Below are 17,914 nucleotides of genomic sequence, written 5' to 3' on the forward strand. Positions count from 1 at the left end.
CCCGCCGTCGTGGCCGGTCGCGCAGTTCCCCGCGCTCCCTCACCGGCACCGCCGCACCCCGCCACTCAGCACCCTCGCCGCCCTTTCCTGCGGCGCCGGTCAGCGGGGGAACAGTTCGAAGGCCACCGCTGGGCGGTTGTGGAAGCGCTCGCCCACCGACTGGGCCACTTCCGTGAGGAAGTTGCGGGCGTAGGTTTCCGCGTCCTCGTCGGTCAGCGCCTTGATGTAGGAGCGGTGTTCCAGCAGGGAGGCCACGGCGCGGTCCAGGCCCGGTGCGGCGTCGACGGCGTGGGTGGGGGACGCGGAGCCCGCCACCGCGACCCAGCGGACGCCGTTCCAGGGTTCGAGGCCCTGCTCGACGAGGTCGGGGAAGATCCAGCGGTTCCCGGCGTCGCCGGCCGCGTCGAGCGTGGCGCGGCCGACGGCGACGTGGTCGGGGGTGTTCCACGCGATGCCGCCCCACGTGTCACGGTGGTTCAGCGTGATGACCAGCTCGGGGCGGTGCCGGCGGATCGCGGCGGCGATGTCGCGGCGCAGCGCGGTGCCGTACTCGATCACGCCGTCCCGGTGGTCGAGGAAGTCGACGGCGGTGACGCCGACGACGGCGGCGCTCGCCCGCTGCTCGCGCTCGCGCAGCGGGCCGCACTCGGCGGGCGGGACGGTGTCGATGCCCGCCTCGCCGCGGGTCGCCAGCACATAGGCGACCTCACGGCCGGCGTCGGTCCAGGCGGCGATCGCCGCGGAGCACCCGTACTCCAGGTCGTCCGGGTGCGCGACGACGGCGAGCGCGCGCCGCCAGTCCTCGGGCATGGGCTTGAGCTGGACGGTCGTCGGCTCGGTCATGTCCGCACACTAGACCTCGTCGCGTGCCAGGGCGAGGAGGCGGTCCAGGACGCGGGGTCCGCCGGCGCGGACGCCGTCGTGTTCGAACTCGTCGGTGACCCAGGTGCGCAGGCCGCGCACCGCGCGGGCCGTCCGCAGGGAGTGCGCGGTGTCGACGTACAGGTCGTCGTGGTAGATCGCCGCGGCCACCGGGACCTCGTTGGCGGCGAGGCGCGCCGTGTCGTACAGGGGCGTCCAGTCGGTGCGGGCGGCGAGCAGGCCGGCGGTCTCGCGCAGCGGGCGCAGCGCGGGGTCGACGTCGAACAGCCAGGGGTGGACGGTCTCGCCGGTGAGCGGCAGCGGGCCGTCGCCGGCGAGCGCCTTCGCCGCGTCGAACTGCGGGAACTCCGCGCGCACCCGCTCCGCCGCCCAGGCGGTGGGCCGGCTGTCCTGCCCGTAGATCGACTCGTGGACGAGGGCGTACAGGGGGTGGCTCGCGTACGACAGCAGGCCCTGGAGCTGTTCCTGGAACGCGTCGGACAGCTCCGGGCCCTGCGGGGTGGGGACGAAGGCGTCCTCCAGGAGGTGGTGCAGACGGTGGCTGCCCTCACTGCCGCCGAGGAGGGAGCCGAGGGTCTGGAAGGCCTCGACGGTCAGCCGGTAGCCGCCCGGGAGGGTCACCTCGTGGGTGAGGAGGTGGTCGGCGATCCGGCGGGCGCGTTCGACGTCCTGGGGGTAGCGGGCGTAGTGCGCGGCGGTCTTGCGCTCCATGCGCGGGTACGCGGCCCGGTAGACCTCGTCGGCGTGGGCGTCCAGGGAGGGCAGCCCGCCGGTGATCAGGGCGGCGGCCAGGCCCTCGGGGGCGAAGGACAGGTAGGTGACGGCGCAGAAGCCGCCGTAGCTCTGCCCGAGGACGGTCCAGGGGGCGCCACCGGTGACCTCGCGGCGGACCAGCTCGCAGTCGCGGACGATGGAGTCGGCGCGGAAGCGGGTGAGGTGGTCGGCCTGTTCGGCGGGGCCGCCGCGCAGCGGGAGCGTCTGGCGGTTGACGGGGCTGGAGTGGCCGGTGCCGCGCTGGTCCAGGAGGAGCACGCGGAACTCCTTCAGCGCGCGGCCGAGCCAGCCCGGCTTGCCGACGGAGCGGTCGGCGCCGAAGCCGGGGCCGCCCTGGAGGTACAGCAGCCACGGCAGGTCCTGGTGTTCCTTGTCGCTCGCGACGACCTCGCGGGCGTACAGCCCGATCGTCTCCCCGTCCGGGTCGGCGTGGTCGAGGGGCACGGTGAAGCGGCGGTCGGTGAGGACGACGCCGGGCTGACGGTAGCGGTGGGACAACAGGGGCTCCAGGGACGCTCGGTGTGTCTGGCCGCGACCCAGTTCAGCACACCGCCGGGCGTCGCCGGAGCCCAGGGATCACCGGCCGCCGCCGAAACGGCGCGAACACCGCTGCTGAACGGCCGGTCAGCGGGCCGAGAGGCTGGAGCGGCGGACGACCAGCTCGGGCTGCAGCACGACCCGGCGGTGTTCGTGACCGCTCCCGTCCTCCTCGGTCTCCTCCAGGAGCATCTCGGCGGCCAGGGCGCCCATGGTGACGGCGGGCTGGCGGACCGAGGTCAGGGGAACGGCGGCGGCGGCCGCGAACTCGATGTCGTCGTAGCCGACGATGGCCAGGTCGTCGGGGACGTTGACGCCCGCCGCGTACATGGCTTGCAGCACGCCCAGGGCGAGCAGGTCGTTGGCGCAGAACACGGCGGTCGGGCGGTCGGCGAGGCCGAGCAGGCGGGCGCCCGCGTCCCGGCCGGCGGCGACGTCGAGCCGCTCGGTGGGCAGCTCGCGCAGGTGCTCGGGGCCGAGGCCGGCTTCGGCGAGGGCGGCGAGCGCGCCGGTGCGGCGGTCGCGGACCTGGTTGAAGCCGGGCGGGCCGCTGACGTACGCGATCGAGCGGTGCCCGGCGTCGACGAGGTGCCGTACGGCGAGCGCGCCGCCGGCGACGTCGTCGACGGAGACCGAGCATTCGGTGGTGCCCTCGGAGACCCGGTCGACCAGCACGAAGGGGATGCCGTGCCGGCGGAAGGAGTCGATGTTGCGGCCGGTGGCGTCGGCCGGGGTGAGCAGCACGCCCCGCACGCGCTGCTCGGCGAAGAGGGAGAGGTACTCGGCTTCCTCGCCGACGCTCTCGGCGCTGTTGCAGACCATCACGCCGAGCCCCGAACGCCGGGCGGCCCGCTCGGCCCCGCGCGCGACGTCCACGAAGAAGGGGTTTCCCATGTCGAGGACGAGCAGCCCCATGATCCGGCTGCGGCCGGCGCGCAGTTGGCGGGCGGACTCGCTGCGCACATAGCCGAGCCGGTCTATCGCGGAGAGCACCCGGGCCCGGGTCTCGGTCGCGACGGTGTCCGGGCGGTTGATGACGTTGGAGACCGTGCCGACGGAGACTCCGGCGGCACGGGCGACGTCCTTGATACCCACCGACTGGGCCATCAGGCGGGGACCTCCAGGGGAAGGAAAGCGAGCGGGTGCGGCGGGAAGGCCTTCACAGTACCGTCCTCCCGCCGCGCTCCCGACCGGTCAGGCGGGCAGCCGGAAGTCGGCCACGTGGAGCGCCGAAGGGGTGGTCCCGGTCGACTTCTCCTGGTACATGAAGGACAGGACGCCGTCCTTCGCGACGCGGGTCTCGTCGACGACGACCTCGCCGAAGGCGTTGAGGCCGGCGCCGTCGAAGAGCAGCTTCCAGTCGGTGTACCCGGAGGCCTTGGACGCGCCGGCGATCCGCCCGAACGGGAAGATCGCGTAGGCGTTGTCGTACCGGTCCAGGACCAGCTTGGTGCGCTGGCTGGAGCCGAGCGGGACGGGTATCTCCGTCTTGCGCCAGCCGCCCGAGGCGTCCTTGCGGAGGTGGAAGGCGCGCCCGCTCGCGGTGCGGTCGGCGACGTAGTTCGTCGTGCACTGGCCGAAGCGGCCGGGGACGTAGGAGATGATGCCGTGCGGCCGACCGGCGGAGTCGGTGAACTGGCTCTCCTGGTTCATCAGGGAGTGGTCCGGGTTCAGCGGGTCCACGACCAGGCCCGCGTCGGTGACGGCCACCTTGTCGGCGCCGCCGGTGACGCCGACGACCGTGCCGGCGTCGTTGCGCCAGGTGCGGCCCCGGTCGTCGGAGTAGACGTAGCCGGTGTCGTGGTTGGTGATGCCGCCGCCGGAGCACATCACGGCGCCGTTCTGCTCGCGCCAGGTGAAGAGGGCGTGCAGCCTGCCGCCGACGCCGTAGTCGATGCCGTGCAGGTACATGTTGCGGGCGGTGCTGGAGCCGTGCTCGCTGGTGTAGGTGCCGGTGGAGCTCGACCACTCGCCCAGGTTCGTCCACTTGGCGCCGTCGTACTCGGCGAGCGCGTTGCGGCCGTTCCCGGAGACCGCGACGCGGTAGCTGAGCTGGAGTCTGCCCTCGGGCGTGGAGACGAACTGCGGGTAGGTGAACTGGGAGGTGAGGGCGAGGCCGTCGAGGGTGGACTGCGGTGCGCCGAAGCGGCTCGCGGTCCAGCTCAGCCCCGCGGGGTCGTCCATCAGCCCGGCGGCCGACTTGACGTACGTGAAGCCGTCGCTGTGCGAGTCCATGGTGAGGTGGAGCCGGCCGTCGGCCTTGGAGACGCCCATGGAGATGACGTTGTGGGAGTCGTCGTAGCGCAGGGTGTGGCCGACCTTGACGGTGGACCAGGTGGTGCCGCCGAGCACCCGGCGGCCGACGACCGCGTTGCGGTCGGCGGTGTACCAGACGGCGTACTGGTAGCCCTTGTACGTCAACAGCCCGTTCTTCTGGAAGGAGTTGTTGTTGACCAGTCCGTCGTAGGAGACGAAGAAGAGGGCCTGGCCGTCGAGGGTGGTGGTGCCGATGCGGGTGAGGGAGGGGCCCGGGTCGGCGGCCCGGGCGGTGCCGGCGGCCAGGGCGGGGGCCGCCACGGCCCCGGCGAGGGCGGCGCCGAGCAGGGTACGTCGGTTCATCGCGGGGACCTTCGTCGTCAGGCGAGGTGGAAGACCTCGGTGAGCGGTTTCATGGCCTCGTCCGGGCGGGAGCCGTCGAGGGATTCGAAGAACGGCGCCATCTCGGCCTGCCAGCGGGCGTTGACCTCGGCGGCCTCCATGCCGGCCAGCGCCGCCCGGAAGTCCTCCGTCTCCAGATAGCCGACCAGCAGTCCGTCCTCGCGCAGGAAGAGCGAGTAGTTGCGCCAGCCGGTGGCCGAGAGCGCCTGGAGCATCTCGGGCCACACGGCGGCGTGACGTTCGCGGTACTCGGCGATCCTGTCCTGGCGGACCTTGAGCAGGAAGCAGACGCGCTGCATGAAGTGCCGTCGCCTTCCTAGAAGTTGAACTGGTCGATGTTCTTGGCGTCGAAGACGGTGGGCTTGCCGAGGCTGATCACGCCGTCCTTGCCGATGGTGTACGAGGTCGTGCCGGCCTTGAAGGTCTCGCCCTCCTTGCCGGTGATCTGGCCGGAGACCAGCGCCACGGCCGTCTGCGCGGCCAGCGCGCCGAGCTTCGCCGGGTCCCACAGCTCGAACGCGTCGACGGTGCCGTTCTTGACGTACTTGCGCATGTCGTCGGGGGTGCCCAGGCCGGTCAGCTTGACCTTGCCCTTGTACTTGGAGCCCGACAGGTACTGGGCCGCGGCCTTGATGCCGACGGTGGTCGGGGAGATGATCCCCTTCAGGTTCGGGTGCTCTTGGAGCAGGCCCTGGGTCTGCTGGAAGGACTGCTGGGCGTCGTCGTTGCCGTACGCGATCTTGACGAGCTTCATGTCCTTGTACTTCGGGTCCTGGAGCTCCTTCTTCATGTAGTCGATCCACACGTTCTGGTTCGTCGCCGTCTGCGCGGCCGACAGGATCGCGATCTCGCCCTTGTAGCCGATCTGCTGGGCGAGCAGTTGCACCTCGGTGCGGCCGAGGTCCTCGGCGGACGCCTGCGAGACGAACGCGTTGCGGCACCCGGGGTTGGTGTCGGAGTCGTAGGTGACGACCTTGATGCCGCTGCTCATGGCCTGCTTGAGCGCGGTGCACAGGGCGCCCGGGTCCTGCGCGGACACGGCCATCGCGTCGACCCGCTGCTGGGTGAGCGTGTTGACGTACGACACCTGCCCGGAGGTGTCCGTCGCGCTGGACGGGCCCACCTCCTTGTAACCGGATCCCAGCTCCTTCAGGGCCGCCTCGCCGCCCTTGTCGGCGGAGGTGAAGTACGGGTTGTTGACCTGCTTGGGCAGGAAGCCGACGGTCAGGCCCTTCTTGGTCGCCGCGTTCGGGTCGGCCTTGCCGGCGGAGACGGCGGCGCCGGTGCTCTCGTTCTTCACGTCCTCCTTGGTGGTGCCGCCGCAGGCGGTGGCGGCGAGCGCGAGCGAGGAGACGGCGGCGAGGGCCGCGCAGGCACGAGGGAGGGATGACTTGCGCATGGTGGGTCCTTTACGGGAGGGAGCGGAGGTGAGCGGGGTTCTCAGGCCGTCGGAGCCGAGGCGGCGGCTCTACGGCCCGCTCGTGCGACGGAGATCTGGCGTGCGACCCGGGGGCCGAGCACGGAGACGACGAGCAGTACGCCGGTGACGACGATCTGCGACTGCGCGGAGACGTCCTGAAGGCTCATCACGTTCTGCAGCACGCCCAGCAGGAAGACTCCCGCGATCGCGCCGCCGAGGGTGCCCTTGCCGCCGTCGAAGTCGATGCCGCCGAGCAACACCGCGGCGATGACGGACAGTTCGAGGCCGGTCGCGTTGTCGTAGCGGGCGCTCGCGTAGTGCAGCGCCCAGAACACCCCGGTGAGGGACGCCACCAGGCCCGTCAGCGTGAACAGGATCAGCTTGTGCCGCTTGACGCGGACACCGGCGAACCGCGCGGCCTCCTCGCTCGCGCCGATCGCGAACAGCGACCGCCCGAACGGTGTGGCGTGCAGGACGACCAGGGTGATCGCGAGCAGCGCCAGGAAGGGGAGGAAGGCGTACGGGACGAACGTGTCGCCGATGCGTCCGGCCGCGAAGTCCAGGTACTGCGCGGGGAAGTCGGTCACCGCGTCGGAGCCCAGCACGATCTGCGCGATGCCCCGGTAGGCGGCGAGGGTGCCGATGGTGACGGCGAGGGACGGCAGCCCGAGCCGGGTCACCAGCAGCCCGTTGACGAGACCGCAGATCAGCCCGAGGACCAGACAGATCGGGATGATCGTCTCGATCGTCATGCCCTCGTTCCACAGCTTGCCCATCACCGCGCCGGACAGCCCCGCAGTGGAGGCGACCGACAGGTCGATCTCGCCGGCGACCACGAGCATCGTCATCGGCAGGGCGATCAGCGCGACGGGCAGGGCGCTGCCGATCAGGAACGACAGATTGAAGGCGTTGCCGAAGCCGTCGACGAAGGTGAAGGAGAACAGCAGCAGGACGATCAGGAGGGCGCCGACGGCCCCGTCCCACCGCATCGAGGCGGACCTCCGGATCGCGCGGCTCACCGGGGATCGGGAGTCAGGCATGGCGGGCGCTCCTCTTCTTCAGGGCCGACGCCACCCGCAGCGCGACGACGCGGTCCACGGCGATGGCGAGGATGAGCAGGATGCCGTTGATGGCGAGCACCCAGACGGAGCTGACGCCGAGGGCGGGCAGGACCCCGTTGATCGAGGTCAGCAGCAGAGCGCCGAGCGCCGCTCCGTAGACGCTGCCGGAGCCGCCGGTGAAGACGACGCCGCCCACCACCACGGCGCTGACGACGGTGAGTTCGTAGCCGGTGCCGGTGCCGGAGTCGACGTTGCCGAACCGGGCCAGGTACATCGCTCCGGCGAGGCCGGCGAGGGCGCCGCAGAAGGTGTAGGCGACGAGGATCCGCTTGCGGACCGGGATGCCGGCGAGGCGGGCCGCCTCCGGGTTGGAGCCGAGCGCGTACAGTTCGCGGCCGCCGCCGAAGTGCTTGAGGCAGTAGGCGGTGACGATCAGCACGGCGAGGGCGATCAGCGCCAGGTAGGGCACGGCGGAGACGCCGCCGGAGCCGAAGTCGACGAAGCCGCCGGGCAGGTCGGCCGCGGTGATCTGGCGGGAGCCGACCCAGATGGAGTCGACGCCCCGGATGATGTACATCGTGCCGAGGGTGACGACGAGGGCGGGCACCTGGCCGAGGCTGACCAGCAGGCCGTTGAGAAGCCCGACGCCGATGCCGAGGAGCACCGCCAGCGCGATCGCGACGACCGGGTCGCCGCCGCCGTTCAGGTAGGCGCCGGCGGCGAAGGCGGTGATGCCGAGCGTGGAGCCGACGGACAGGTCGACGTTGCGGGTGATGACCACCAGCGACTGTCCGGTGGCGACCAGGACCAGGATGGTCGCGTTCAGCAGCAGGTCCTTGACGCCCTGCTCGGAGAGGAACTGGCTGTTGCCGGCCTGGGTGATCGCGATCATCGCCAGGAAGACGACCAGGATGGCGAGTTCGCGCATCTTGAAGACGCGGTCGACCAGCCGGGTGCCGCTGGACGTGGTCACCTCGGCGGCGGGGGCGTGGTCGGGGGCGGTCACCGTCATGCGGCGGCCCTCCCCGTGGCTGCGGCCATCACGGTTTCCTCGGTGGCTCGGGAGCGGGGGATCTCGGCGGTGAGCCGGCCGTCGTGCATCACCAGCACGCGGTCGGCCATGCCGAGGACCTCCGGCAGATCGGAGGAGATCATCAGGACGGCGACCCCGTCGGCGGCGAGCTGGGAGAGCAGCCGGTGGACCTCGGCCTTGGTGCCGACGTCGATGCCGCGCGTGGGCTCGTCGACGATGAGCACCTTGGGGCCGGTGGCCAGCCACTTGGCGAGGACGACCTTCTGCTGGTTGCCGCCGGAGAGCGTGTTCACGGTGTCGGCGATCCGGGCGTATTTCACCTGGAGCTTGACGGCCCAGTCGAGGGACCGACTGCGCTCGGCGCCGCGGTCCATCAGCCCGGCCTTCACGGTCGTCCGCAGGCCGGTCAGGCCGATGTTGCGCTCGATGGACATGTCCATCACCAAGCCCTGGGCGCGCCGGTCCTCGGGGACGAGGGCGAGACCGGCGGCCATGGCGGTGGAGGGGGCGCCGTTCGTCAGCCGCCGCCCCTGGACCTCCACCTCCCCGGCGTCCCAGCGGTCGATGCCGAAGACCGCGCGGGCGACCTCGGTGCGGCCGGCGCCGACGAGTCCGGCGAGGCCGACGATCTCGCCGCACCGGACGTCGAAGGAGACGTCCGTGAAGACGCCCTCGCGGGTGAGCCGGCGGACGCTGAGGGCGACCTCGCCGGGCTCGACGTCCTGCTTCGGGTAGAGCTCGTCCAGGTCGCGGCCGACCATGCGGCGCACGAGGTCGTCCTCGGTCATCCCCTCGACCGGCTCGCTGGCGATCCAGGCGCCGTCACGCAGGGTGGTGACCCGCCGGCAGATCTCGAAGATCTCCTCCAGGCGGTGCGAGATGAACAGGACCGCGGCGCCCTGCTCGCGCAGGGTGCGTACGACGCCGAAGAGCCGGGCGACCTCGCTGCCGGTGAGGGCGGCGGTCGGCTCGTCCATGATCAGGACGCGGGCGTCGAAGGAGAGGGCCTTGGCGATCTCCACGATCTGCTGGTCGGCGATGGACAGGCCTCGGGCGGGCCGGTCGGGGTCGAGGTCGACACCGAGGCGCCGCATCAGGGCGGCCGTGGCCGCGTGGGTGGCCTTGTGGTCGATCCGGCCGAGGGCGCGGCGCGGCTGGCGGCCCATGAAGATGTTCTCGGCGATGGAGAGGTCGGGGAAGAGCGTGGGCTCCTGGTAGATGACGGCGATGCCGGCGTCGCGGGCGTCGCCGGGGCCGTGGAAGACGACGGGCTCGCCGTCGAGCAGCACCTGGCCGGCGTCCGGACGGTGCACCCCGGCGAGTGTCTTGATGAGGGTCGACTTGCCCGCGCCGTTCTCACCGGCGAGGGCGTGCACCTCGCCGGGGAACAGCTCCAGGGAGACGCCTCGCAGGGCGCGTACGGCGCCGAAGGACTTGGAGACGTCCTTCAGTGCCAGCACCGGGGCGGGTCCCGTGTCGGACGGGTGGGTCATGGGTGGCTCCTCGACGACGCTCGCGATCCGCTCCCGCCAGGGGCCGTCACGACGTCGTGAAAGGTTTCAATCGGATGGCCGGGACGTTAGGCACGGCGGCCATGTCACGTCAATGGGTCGACCTCGAAAAGTTTTCGATACTCGAAGGTCACGCGACGATCACGGAAGACACCCCTGGGCAGAGGGGTTGACACTCCCCCGGCGGCCTCATAACTTCCCCTTCTGAATCGTTTCATACGGTCGCTTCCGCTGAACACCTCACGGGCGCCTCCGCGGAAGCGTTCAGGACATGTCTTCCGACAGAACCCGACGTCACAGGAGCCCGAAGTGACCGACCTCGCCGCGGTGAAAGCCGCGCTGAAGACCCAGGCCGTCGAGACGCCGTCATGGGCGTACGGGAACTCGGGGACCCGCTTCAAGGTGTTCGCCCAGCAGGGCGTGCCGCGCACTCCGCAGGAGAAGCTGGACGACGCGGCGAAGGTGCACGAGTTCACGGGCGTGGCGCCGACGGTGGCCCTGCACATCCCCTGGGACAAGGTGGAGGACTACTCCGCACTTGCGAAACACGCCCGGGACCGGGGCGTGGGGCTCGGGACGATCAACTCCAACACCTTCCAGGACGACGACTACAAGCTGGGCAGCATCTGCCATCCGGACGCCAAGGTGCGGCGCAAGGCCGTCGACCATCTGCTGGAGTGCGTCGACATCATGGACGCGACCGGCTCCACCGACCTGAAGCTGTGGTTCGCCGACGGGACGAACTACCCCGGCCAGGACGACATACGGGGGCGGCAGGACCGGCTGGCGGAGGGGCTCGCCGAGGTGTACGCCCGGCTCGGGGACGGGCAGCGCATGCTGCTGGAGTACAAGTTCTTCGAGCCGGCCTTCTACACGACGGACGTGCCGGACTGGGGCACGGCCTACGCGCACTGCCTGAAACTCGGCCCGAAGGCGCAGGTCGTCGTCGACACCGGGCACCACGCGCCGGGGACCAACATCGAGTTCATCGTCGCCACGCTCCTGAGGGAGGGCAAGCTCGGCGGGTTCGACTTCAACTCCCGCTTCTACGCCGACGACGACCTCATGGTGGGCGCGGCCGATCCGTTCCAGCTGTTCCGGATCATGTACGAGGTGGCGCGCGGGGGTGGGTTCACCTCCGAGGTGGCGTTCATGCTGGATCAGTGCCACAACATCGAGGCGAAGATCCCGGCGATCATCCGTTCCGTGATGAACGTGCAGGAGGCGACGGCGAAGGCGCTGCTGGTCGACCGGTCGGCGTTGGCCGCGGCTCAGGTTTCCGGGGACGTGCTGGAGGCCAACGCGGTGCTGATGGACGCGTACAACACGGATGTGCGGCCGCTGCTCGCGCAGGTGCGGGGGGAGATGGGGCTGGACGCGAACCCTGTCGCCGCGTACAAGGCGTCCGGGTGGGCCGAGAAGATCGTCGCTGAGCGGGTGGGAGGGGAACAGGCGGGTTGGGGCGCGTAAGCGTCTGCCGGTTTCTGTCTTCTGCGGGGTGCGCGCCGTGTGCGGTTGATCGCGCAGTTCCCCGCGCCCCTGAGTCGGTGCACTCACCGCTCCTCTATGAGTAAGGAACGTTCATGTCCACCCATCCCGAAGCCGCTGCACTCCTGGCCCGGTCGAACCGGCTCGGCGCCGACCCCCGTAACACCAACTACGCCGGCGGCAACGCGTCCGCCAAGGGCACCGACGTCGATCCCGTCACCGGCGGCGATGTGGAGCTGATGTGGGTCAAGGGGTCCGGTGGGGACCTCGGGACGCTCACCGAGGCCGGGCTCGCCGTGTTGCGGCTGGACCGGATGCGGGCCCTTGTCGACGTCTATCCCGGTGTGGAGCGCGAGGACGAGATGGTCGCCGCGTTCGACTACTGCCTGCACGGCAAGGGCGGTGCCGCGCCCTCGATCGACACCGCGATGCACGGTCTGGTCGACGCCGCGCACGTGGATCATCTCCACCCGGACTCCGGCATCGCGCTCGCCTGCGCCGCCGACGGGGAGAAGCTGACCGCGGAGTGCTTCGGGGACACGGTCGCGTGGGTGCCCTGGCGCAGGCCCGGGTTCCAGCTGGGGCTGGACATCGCCGCGATCAAGGAGGCGAACCCGCGGGCCGTCGGCTGTGTGCTGGGCGGGCACGGGATCACCGCCTGGGGTGACACCGCCGAGGAGTGCGAGCGCAACTCGCTGCACATCATCCGCACCGCGGAGGCCTTCCTGGCCGAGAAGGGGAGGCCGGAGCCGTTCGGCCCCGTGATCGAGGGGTACGGGGCGCTGCCCGAGGCCGCACGCCGGGAGCGGGCCGCCGCGCTCGCGCCGTACGTCCGGGCGATCGCCTCGAAGGACAGGCCGCAGGTCGGGCACTTCGACGACTCCGACGTGGTCCTGGACTTCCTGGCGCGGGCCGAGCACCCCCGGCTCGCCGCGCTCGGCACCTCCTGCCCCGACCACTTCCTGCGCACCAAGGTGCGTCCGCTGGTGCTGGATCTGGCGCCGGACGTGCCCGTGGAAGAGGCGGTGACGCGGCTGAAGGAGCTGCACGCCGGATATCGCGAGGAGTACGCCGCCTACTACGAACGGCACGCCGGGCCGGACTCCCCCGCGATGCGCGGCGCCGATCCGGCGATCGTGCTGGTGCCCGGCGTGGGCATGTTCTCCTTCGGCAAGGACAAGCAGACCGCGCGGGTCGCCGGCGAGTTCTACGTCAACGCCGTCAACGTGATGCGGGGCGCGGAAGCCGTGTCCACGTACGCGCCGATCGAGGAGTCGGAGAAGTTCCGCATCGAGTACTGGGCGCTGGAGGAGGCCAAGCTCCAGCGGATGCCCGAGCCGAAGGCGCTGGCCACGCGGGTGGCGCTGGTGACCGGTGCGGGCAGCGGGATCGGGAAGGCGATCGCCCGCCGGCTGGTGGCGGAGGGCGCGTGCGTCGTCGTCGCCGACCTGAACGCGCAGAACGCGGCCGTGGTCGCCGAGGAGCTGGGCGGGTCGGACAAGGCCGTCGCCGTGACCGTCGACGTGACCTCCGAGGAGCAGATCGCCGAGGCCTTCCGGGCCGCCGCGCTCGCCTTCGGCGGAGTGGACCTCGTCGTCAACAACGCGGGGATCTCCGTGTCCAAGCCGCTGCTGGAGACCTCGGCGAAGGACTGGGACCTCCAGCACGACATCATGGCCCGCGGCTCGTTCCTCGTCTCGCGTGAGGCGGCCCGGATGATGATCGCTCAGGAGCTGGGCGGGGACATCGTCTACATCGCCTCGAAGAACGCCGTGTTCGCCGGGCCCAACAACATCGCCTACTCCGCGACCAAAGCCGACCAGGCGCATCAAGTGCGTCTGCTGGCAGCCGAGTTGGGCGAGCACGGCATTCGCGTGAACGGGATCAACCCGGACGGTGTGGTGCGCGGTTCAGGCATCTTCGCCGGCGGCTGGGGCGCGAAGCGGGCGGCCGTGTACGGGGTGGAGGAGGAGAAGCTGGGCGAGTTCTACGCCCAACGCACCATCCTCAAGCGGGAGGTGCTGCCGGAGCACGTGGCCAACGCCGTGTTCGCGCTGACCGGCGGCGAGTTGACGCACACCACCGGTCTGCACGTCCCGGTCGACGCCGGCGTCGCGGCCGCCTTCCTCCGGTGACCGCCGTGCGCTCGTACGCCGCGGTCGACCTCGGCGCGTCCAGCGGGCGCGTGATGGTCGGCCGGGTGAGCCCCGACTCGCTGGAGCTGACCGAGGCGCACCGGTTCGTCAACCGGCCGGTGCGGGTCGCGGAGGGGCTGCGCTGGGACGTGCTGGCGCTGTACGCGGGCGTCCTGGACGGGCTGCGGGCGGCGGGTGTGCGCTGCGGCGGGCGGCTCGACTCCGTCGGCGTGGACAGCTGGGCCGTCGACTACGGCCTGCTGGACGCCGACGGGGCGCTGCTCGGCAACCCGGCGCACTACCGCGACGCGCGCACGGACGGCGTCGCGGAGAGGGTGTGGGCCACCGTCCCGGCGGCGGAGCTGTACGCGGCGACGGGGGTGCAGTACGCGCCGTTCAACACCCTGTACCAGCTGGCCGCGGCACGTGACACACGTCAACTCGCCCACGCTGAGCGGCTGTTGCTCATTCCCGATCTGCTGACGTACTGGCTGACCGGCGAGCAGGGCACCGAGCTGACCAACGCCTCCACCACCCAGCTGATCGACCCCCGGACCGGGGACTGGGCGTACGACGTGGCCGCCCGGCTCGGCGTCGACCTGAGCCTGTTCGCGCCGCTGCGCCGGCCGGGGGATCCGGCCGGGCTGCTGCGGGCTCAGGTGCTGGAGGAGACGGGACTGGCCGGGCCCGTGCCGGTGACGGCCGTCGGCTCGCACGACACCGCGTCGGCGGTGGCCGCCGTGCCGGCGACGGGCGAGCGGTTCGCGTACATCTGCACCGGCACCTGGTCGCTGGCCGGGCTGGAGCTGGACGCGCCGGTGCTCAGCGAGGAGAGCCGGGCCGCCAACTTCACCAACGAGCTGGGGCTGGACGGCACGGTCCGCTATCTGCGCAACATCATGGGCCTGTGGCTGCTCCAGGAGTGTGTACGGGCCTGGGGTGACCCGGATCTGGGCGTGCTGTTGCGGGAGGCGGCCGGGGCGCCGGCACTGCGGTCGGTGATCGACGCCGGTGACGCGGCGTTCCTCGCCCCGGGGCGGATGCCGGAGCGGATCGCCGAGGCGTGCCGGGCGTCGGGGCAGCCGGTGCCGCGGACGCCCGGCGAGATCACGCGGTGCATCCTGGACTCGCTCGCGCTGGCCCATCGGCGGGCGGTCGAGGAGGCGCAGGAGCTGGCCGGTCACCCGGTGGACGTCGTGCACATCGTGGGCGGCGGCACGCGCAACGCGCTGCTGTGCCGGCTCACCGCCGACGCGTGCGGGCTGCCCGTGGTGGCCGGTCCGACGGAGGCAGCCGCGCTCGGCAACGTGCTGGTCCAGGCACGGGCGCACGGCCTGGTCGGCGACCGCCACGCCATGCGGCGGCTGCTCGTGCGCACCCAGCCCCTGACCCGCTACGAGCCGCAGGGCGACACCGGCCGCTGGCGCGAGGCGCAGGCCCGGCTCGACGCGTGACGGGACGGGGTCCCTCCGAGGGGACCCGCCCCACTACGCTGCACTCATCCGATGACAGACCCAGAGGAGCCGCGATGCGTGTCGCACTGTTCCTGACCTGTGTCAACGACACGCTGTATCCGGACACCGGCCGTGCCGTGGTGAAACTGCTGACCAGACTGGGCGTCGAGGTCGACTTCCCGATGGCGCAGACCTGCTGCGGCCAAGCCCACTACAACACCGGCTACCGGCATGAGGCCGAGCCGCTGGCCCGGCATTTCTCCGATGTCTTCGGCGAGTACGAGGCGATCGTGACGCCCTCGGGGTCGTGCGGGGCGATGGTCCGGGAGCTGTATCCGCGGATGGGCGAGCGGGCCAGGGCGGAGGGGCGCGGGGGCGCTCTCGCGGCGACGCTGGCACCGGTGGCGCCCAAGACGTACGAGCTGACCGAGTTCCTGGTGGACGTGCTCGGGGTGACGGACGTCGGGGCGTACTACCCGCATACGGTGACCTACCACCCGACCTGTCACGGGCTGCGCGGACTCGGCCTGGGCGAGCGCCCGGAGCGGCTGCTGCGGGCGGTGAAGGGGCTGGAGCTGGTGGAGCTGCCGGGCGCGGAGGAGTGCTGCGGGTTCGGCGGCACGTTCGCGGTGAAGAACCCCGACGTCTCGGCGGCGATGGGCGCGGACAAGGTGCGCAACGCGCAGGCGACGGGCGCCGAGGTGCTGTGCGCGGCCGACAACTCGTGTCTGATGCACCTCGGCGGCACGATGGCGCGGCTGCGGTCGGGCATGCGGCCGGTGCACATCGCGGAGATCCTGGCGAGCACGGAAGAGGAGCCGGCCCTGTGAGCGGGACGTTCGTGGGAATGCCCGCGTTCCCGGAGGCGGCGCGGAAAGCCGTCGGCGACCGCACCTTGCGCGGCAACCTCCGGCACGCCACCCACACCATTCGCGCCAAGCGGGCGAAGGCCGTGTCGGAGGTGTCCGACTGGGCGGAGCTGCGGGAGGCCGGCAAGCGGATCAAGGACCACACGCTGCGCCATCTGGACCGCTATCTGGTGCGGCTGGAGGAGGCCGTCACGGCGGCGGGCGGTGTCGTCCACTGGGCGGCGGACGCCGAGGAGGCCAACCGGATCGTCGTGGAACTCGTCAAGGAGACGGGCGAGTCGGAGGTCGTCAAGGTCAAGTCCATGGCCACGCAGGAGATCGGGCTGAACGAGGCGCTGGAGGCCGAGGGCATCCGCGCCTACGAGACCGATCTCGCCGAGCTGATCGTGCAGTTGGGCAAGGACAAGCCCTCGCACATTCTCGTGCCGGCGATCCACCGCAACCGCGGTGAGATCCGGGACGTCTTCCGCGCGGAGATGGGCGAGTGGGGCCGGCCCGCCCCCGAAGGGCTGACCGACACGCCGGCCGAACTCGCCGAGGCGGCCCGGCTGCACCTGCGGGAGAAGTTCCTGCGAGCCAAGGTCGGCGTGTCCGGGGCCAACTTCATGGTCGCCGAGACCGGCACACTGGTCGTCGTGGAGTCGGAGGGCAACGGGCGGATGTGCCTCACCCTGCCCGAGACGCTGATCTCCGTCGTCGGCATCGAGAAGGTGCTGCCGACCTGGCGGGACCTGGAGGTCTTCCTGCAGACCCTCCCCCGCTCCTCCACCGCCGAGCGCATGAACCCGTACACGTCCATGTGGACGGGCACGACCGACGGCGACGGCCCGCGCGTCTTCCACCTGGTGCTGCTGGACAACGGCCGCACCGACACCCTCGCCGACGAGGTCGGCCGGCAGGCGCTGCGCTGCATCCGCTGCTCGGCCTGCCTGAACGTGTGCCCGGTGTACGAGCGGGCCGGCGGGCACGCCTACGGGTCGGTGTACCCGGGCCCGATCGGCGCCATCCTCAGCCCCCAACTGCGGGGCACGCAGTCGGAGATCGACGCCTCGCTGCCGTACGCGTCGTCGCTGTGCGGGGCCTGCTACGAGGTGTGCCCGGTCGCCATCGACATCCCGGAGGTGCTGGTGCACCTGCGCGAACGGGTCGTCGAGGGGGGCCCGGCGACCCGGGACGGCAACAAGGTCGTGCTCAAGCCCGCCAAGGGCCACGCCGGCGAACGGGCGGCGATGCGCGCGGCCCGCTGGGCGTTCGCCCGCCCCGGGGCCCTGCGCGCCGGGCAGCGGCTGGCGTCCCGTACGCGCCGCTTCCATCCGCGCAGCCTGCCCGGCCCCGGCAGGGCGTGGAGCGCTTCGCGGGAGCTGCCGGCGGTGCCCGCCGAGCCGTTCCGCGACTGGTGGCAGCGGACCCGTGGCGGCGAGGAGGGCTCCAAGTGAGCAGCAGGGAACGGATCCTGGGCCGGGTGCGGCGCGCGCTGGCGGACGTACGGCCCGACGACGCGCCGTACGAGCGGGCGGTGACGCGTGACTACGCGCGCGAGCACGGCGCTCTGAGCGCCTCGCAGGCGGTGGAGCTGCTGGCGGAGAACCTGGCCGACTACCGGGCGGTCGTGCACCGCTGCGCGGCCGACGAGCTGTCGGCGGCCGTCGCGGGCGTGCTGGCGGCGCGCGGGGCGCGCACGGTGCTGGTTCCGCCGGGACTTCGGCCCGAGTGGCTCGCGGCGGCGGACGTCGAACGCGTCCCGGACCTGCCCGGCACCACACCGCACGAGCTGGACCTGGTCGACAGTGTGGTGACGGGGTGCGCGGTGGCCATCGCCGAGACCGGCACGATCGTGCTGGACGGCTCTCCCGACCAGGGGCGCCGCCGGATCACGCTCGTCCCGGACCACCACGTCCTCGTCGTCCGCGTGCCCGACCAGGTCGTGTCCTCCGTGCCGCAGGCTCTCGAACGGCTCGATCCGGCCCGTCCGTCGACATGGATCTCCGGCCCTTCGGCGACCAGTGACATCGAACTGGACCGGGTGGAGGGGGTGCACGGGCCGCGCACTCTGGAGGTCATCCTCGCCGGCTGACCGGGGAGGGCGCACCGG

The 17,914-nt window shown here is 71.7% G+C and carries 15 protein-coding genes; 6 read left to right on the forward strand and 9 right to left on the reverse strand.

Going from position 1 to position 17,914, the window contains the following annotated elements; translation table 11 throughout:
- Positions 1–99: 99 nt before the first annotated feature.
- The 9 genes from ACIRS4_RS10540 to ACIRS4_RS10580 form a co-directional block, all read right to left on the reverse strand.
- The gene (locus ACIRS4_RS10540; protein ID WP_404192888.1) at positions 100–843 is read right to left on the reverse strand and encodes a PIG-L deacetylase family protein; all 744 of its coding nucleotides are present in this window, start codon (positions 841–843) and stop codon (positions 100–102) included.
- Positions 844–852: 9 nt separating this feature from the next.
- A complete protein-coding gene (locus ACIRS4_RS10545) occupies positions 853–2,154 on the reverse strand; it encodes an alpha/beta fold hydrolase (RefSeq protein WP_404192891.1) in 1,302 nt (433 codons plus the stop codon).
- 126 nt (positions 2,155–2,280) lie between these two features.
- Complete coding sequence (locus ACIRS4_RS10550) at positions 2,281–3,300, reverse strand: LacI family DNA-binding transcriptional regulator (RefSeq protein ID WP_404192894.1); 1,020 nt, start codon at positions 3,298–3,300, stop codon at positions 2,281–2,283.
- Between the two features lie 87 nt (positions 3,301–3,387).
- Positions 3,388–4,812, reverse strand: a complete 1,425-nt coding sequence (locus tag ACIRS4_RS10555; RefSeq protein ID WP_404192897.1) for a BNR repeat-containing protein — start codon at positions 4,810–4,812, stop codon at positions 3,388–3,390.
- 17 nt (positions 4,813–4,829) lie between these two features.
- Positions 4,830–5,150 (reverse strand): L-rhamnose mutarotase, encoded by a 321-nt coding sequence (locus ACIRS4_RS10560; RefSeq protein ID WP_404192900.1) that lies wholly within the window; start codon positions 5,148–5,150, stop codon positions 4,830–4,832.
- Between the two features lie 17 nt (positions 5,151–5,167).
- Positions 5,168–6,250 carry a rhamnose ABC transporter substrate-binding protein gene (gene rhaS, locus ACIRS4_RS10565; protein WP_404192902.1) on the reverse strand — a complete coding sequence of 361 codons (1,083 nt, stop codon included), beginning with the start codon at positions 6,248–6,250 and terminating at the stop codon, positions 5,168–5,170.
- 41 nt (positions 6,251–6,291) lie between these two features.
- Positions 6,292–7,311, reverse strand: a complete 1,020-nt coding sequence (locus tag ACIRS4_RS10570) for an ABC transporter permease (protein ID WP_404192904.1) — start codon at positions 7,309–7,311, stop codon at positions 6,292–6,294.
- Positions 7,304–8,344 carry an ABC transporter permease gene (locus ACIRS4_RS10575; RefSeq protein ID WP_404192907.1) on the reverse strand — a complete coding sequence of 347 codons (1,041 nt, stop codon included), beginning with the start codon at positions 8,342–8,344 and terminating at the stop codon, positions 7,304–7,306. Before ACIRS4_RS10575 ends, ACIRS4_RS10570 begins: the two co-directional genes overlap by 8 nt.
- On the reverse strand, positions 8,341–9,858 hold the full coding sequence (locus ACIRS4_RS10580) for a sugar ABC transporter ATP-binding protein (protein WP_404192910.1): 1,518 nt from the start codon (positions 9,856–9,858) through the stop codon (positions 8,341–8,343). The genes ACIRS4_RS10575 and ACIRS4_RS10580 overlap by 4 nt, the downstream gene beginning before the upstream one ends.
- Before the next feature lie 327 nt (positions 9,859–10,185).
- Here ACIRS4_RS10580 and rhaI point away from each other — a divergent pair, with 327 nt between their 5' ends.
- From rhaI to ACIRS4_RS10610, 6 genes are all read left to right on the forward strand, one after another.
- A complete protein-coding gene (rhaI, locus tag ACIRS4_RS10585; protein WP_404192913.1) occupies positions 10,186–11,346 on the forward strand; it encodes an L-rhamnose isomerase in 1,161 nt (386 codons plus the stop codon).
- Between the two features lie 113 nt (positions 11,347–11,459).
- Positions 11,460–13,499 (forward strand): bifunctional aldolase/short-chain dehydrogenase, encoded by a 2,040-nt coding sequence (locus ACIRS4_RS10590; protein ID WP_404192916.1) that lies wholly within the window; start codon positions 11,460–11,462, stop codon positions 13,497–13,499.
- A 5-nt stretch (positions 13,500–13,504) separates the two neighbouring features.
- Positions 13,505–14,953: a rhamnulokinase family protein gene (locus tag ACIRS4_RS10595; RefSeq protein ID WP_404193112.1), complete on the forward strand. Its 1,449-nt coding sequence runs from the start codon at positions 13,505–13,507 to the stop codon at positions 14,951–14,953.
- Positions 14,954–15,027: 74 nt separating this feature from the next.
- Positions 15,028–15,783, forward strand: coding sequence for a (Fe-S)-binding protein (locus tag ACIRS4_RS10600; RefSeq protein ID WP_404192918.1), 756 nt, complete (start codon positions 15,028–15,030; stop codon positions 15,781–15,783).
- The gene (locus ACIRS4_RS10605) at positions 15,780–17,258 is read left to right on the forward strand and encodes a LutB/LldF family L-lactate oxidation iron-sulfur protein (protein ID WP_404192921.1); all 1,479 of its coding nucleotides are present in this window, start codon (positions 15,780–15,782) and stop codon (positions 17,256–17,258) included. Before ACIRS4_RS10600 ends, ACIRS4_RS10605 begins: the two co-directional genes overlap by 4 nt.
- The gene (locus ACIRS4_RS10610; protein WP_404192923.1) at positions 17,255–17,896 is read left to right on the forward strand and encodes a lactate utilization protein C; all 642 of its coding nucleotides are present in this window, start codon (positions 17,255–17,257) and stop codon (positions 17,894–17,896) included. The genes ACIRS4_RS10605 and ACIRS4_RS10610 overlap by 4 nt, the downstream gene beginning before the upstream one ends.
- Positions 17,897–17,914 lie beyond the last annotated feature (18 nt).

Source organism: Streptomyces sp. NPDC101166 (assembly GCF_044768125.1).
Classification (GTDB): Bacteria; Actinomycetota; Actinomycetes; order Streptomycetales; family Streptomycetaceae; genus Streptomyces.

Bases quoted from the DNA above. Each gene is read 5' to 3' on its own strand.
- ACIRS4_RS10540 (WP_404192888.1), bottom strand. From the start codon at position 843: ATGACCGAGCCGACGACCGTCCAGCTCAAGCCCATGCCCGAGGACTGG.
- ACIRS4_RS10550 (WP_404192894.1), bottom strand. From the start codon at position 3,300: ATGGCCCAGTCGGTGGGTATCAAGGACGTCGCCCGTGCCGCCGGAGTC.
- ACIRS4_RS10555 (WP_404192897.1), bottom strand. From the start codon at position 4,812: ATGAACCGACGTACCCTGCTCGGCGCCGCCCTCGCCGGGGCCGTGGCG.
- ACIRS4_RS10560 (WP_404192900.1), bottom strand. From the start codon at position 5,150: ATGCAGCGCGTCTGCTTCCTGCTCAAGGTCCGCCAGGACAGGATCGCC.
- rhaS (WP_404192902.1), bottom strand. From the start codon at position 6,250: ATGCGCAAGTCATCCCTCCCTCGTGCCTGCGCGGCCCTCGCCGCCGTC.
- ACIRS4_RS10570 (WP_404192904.1), bottom strand. From the start codon at position 7,311: ATGCCTGACTCCCGATCCCCGGTGAGCCGCGCGATCCGGAGGTCCGCC.
- ACIRS4_RS10575 (WP_404192907.1), bottom strand. From the start codon at position 8,344: ATGACGGTGACCGCCCCCGACCACGCCCCCGCCGCCGAGGTGACCACG.
- ACIRS4_RS10580 (WP_404192910.1), bottom strand. From the start codon at position 9,858: ATGACCCACCCGTCCGACACGGGACCCGCCCCGGTGCTGGCACTGAAG.
- ACIRS4_RS10590 (WP_404192916.1), top strand. From the start codon at position 11,460: ATGTCCACCCATCCCGAAGCCGCTGCACTCCTGGCCCGGTCGAACCGG.
- ACIRS4_RS10600 (WP_404192918.1), top strand. From the start codon at position 15,028: ATGCGTGTCGCACTGTTCCTGACCTGTGTCAACGACACGCTGTATCCG.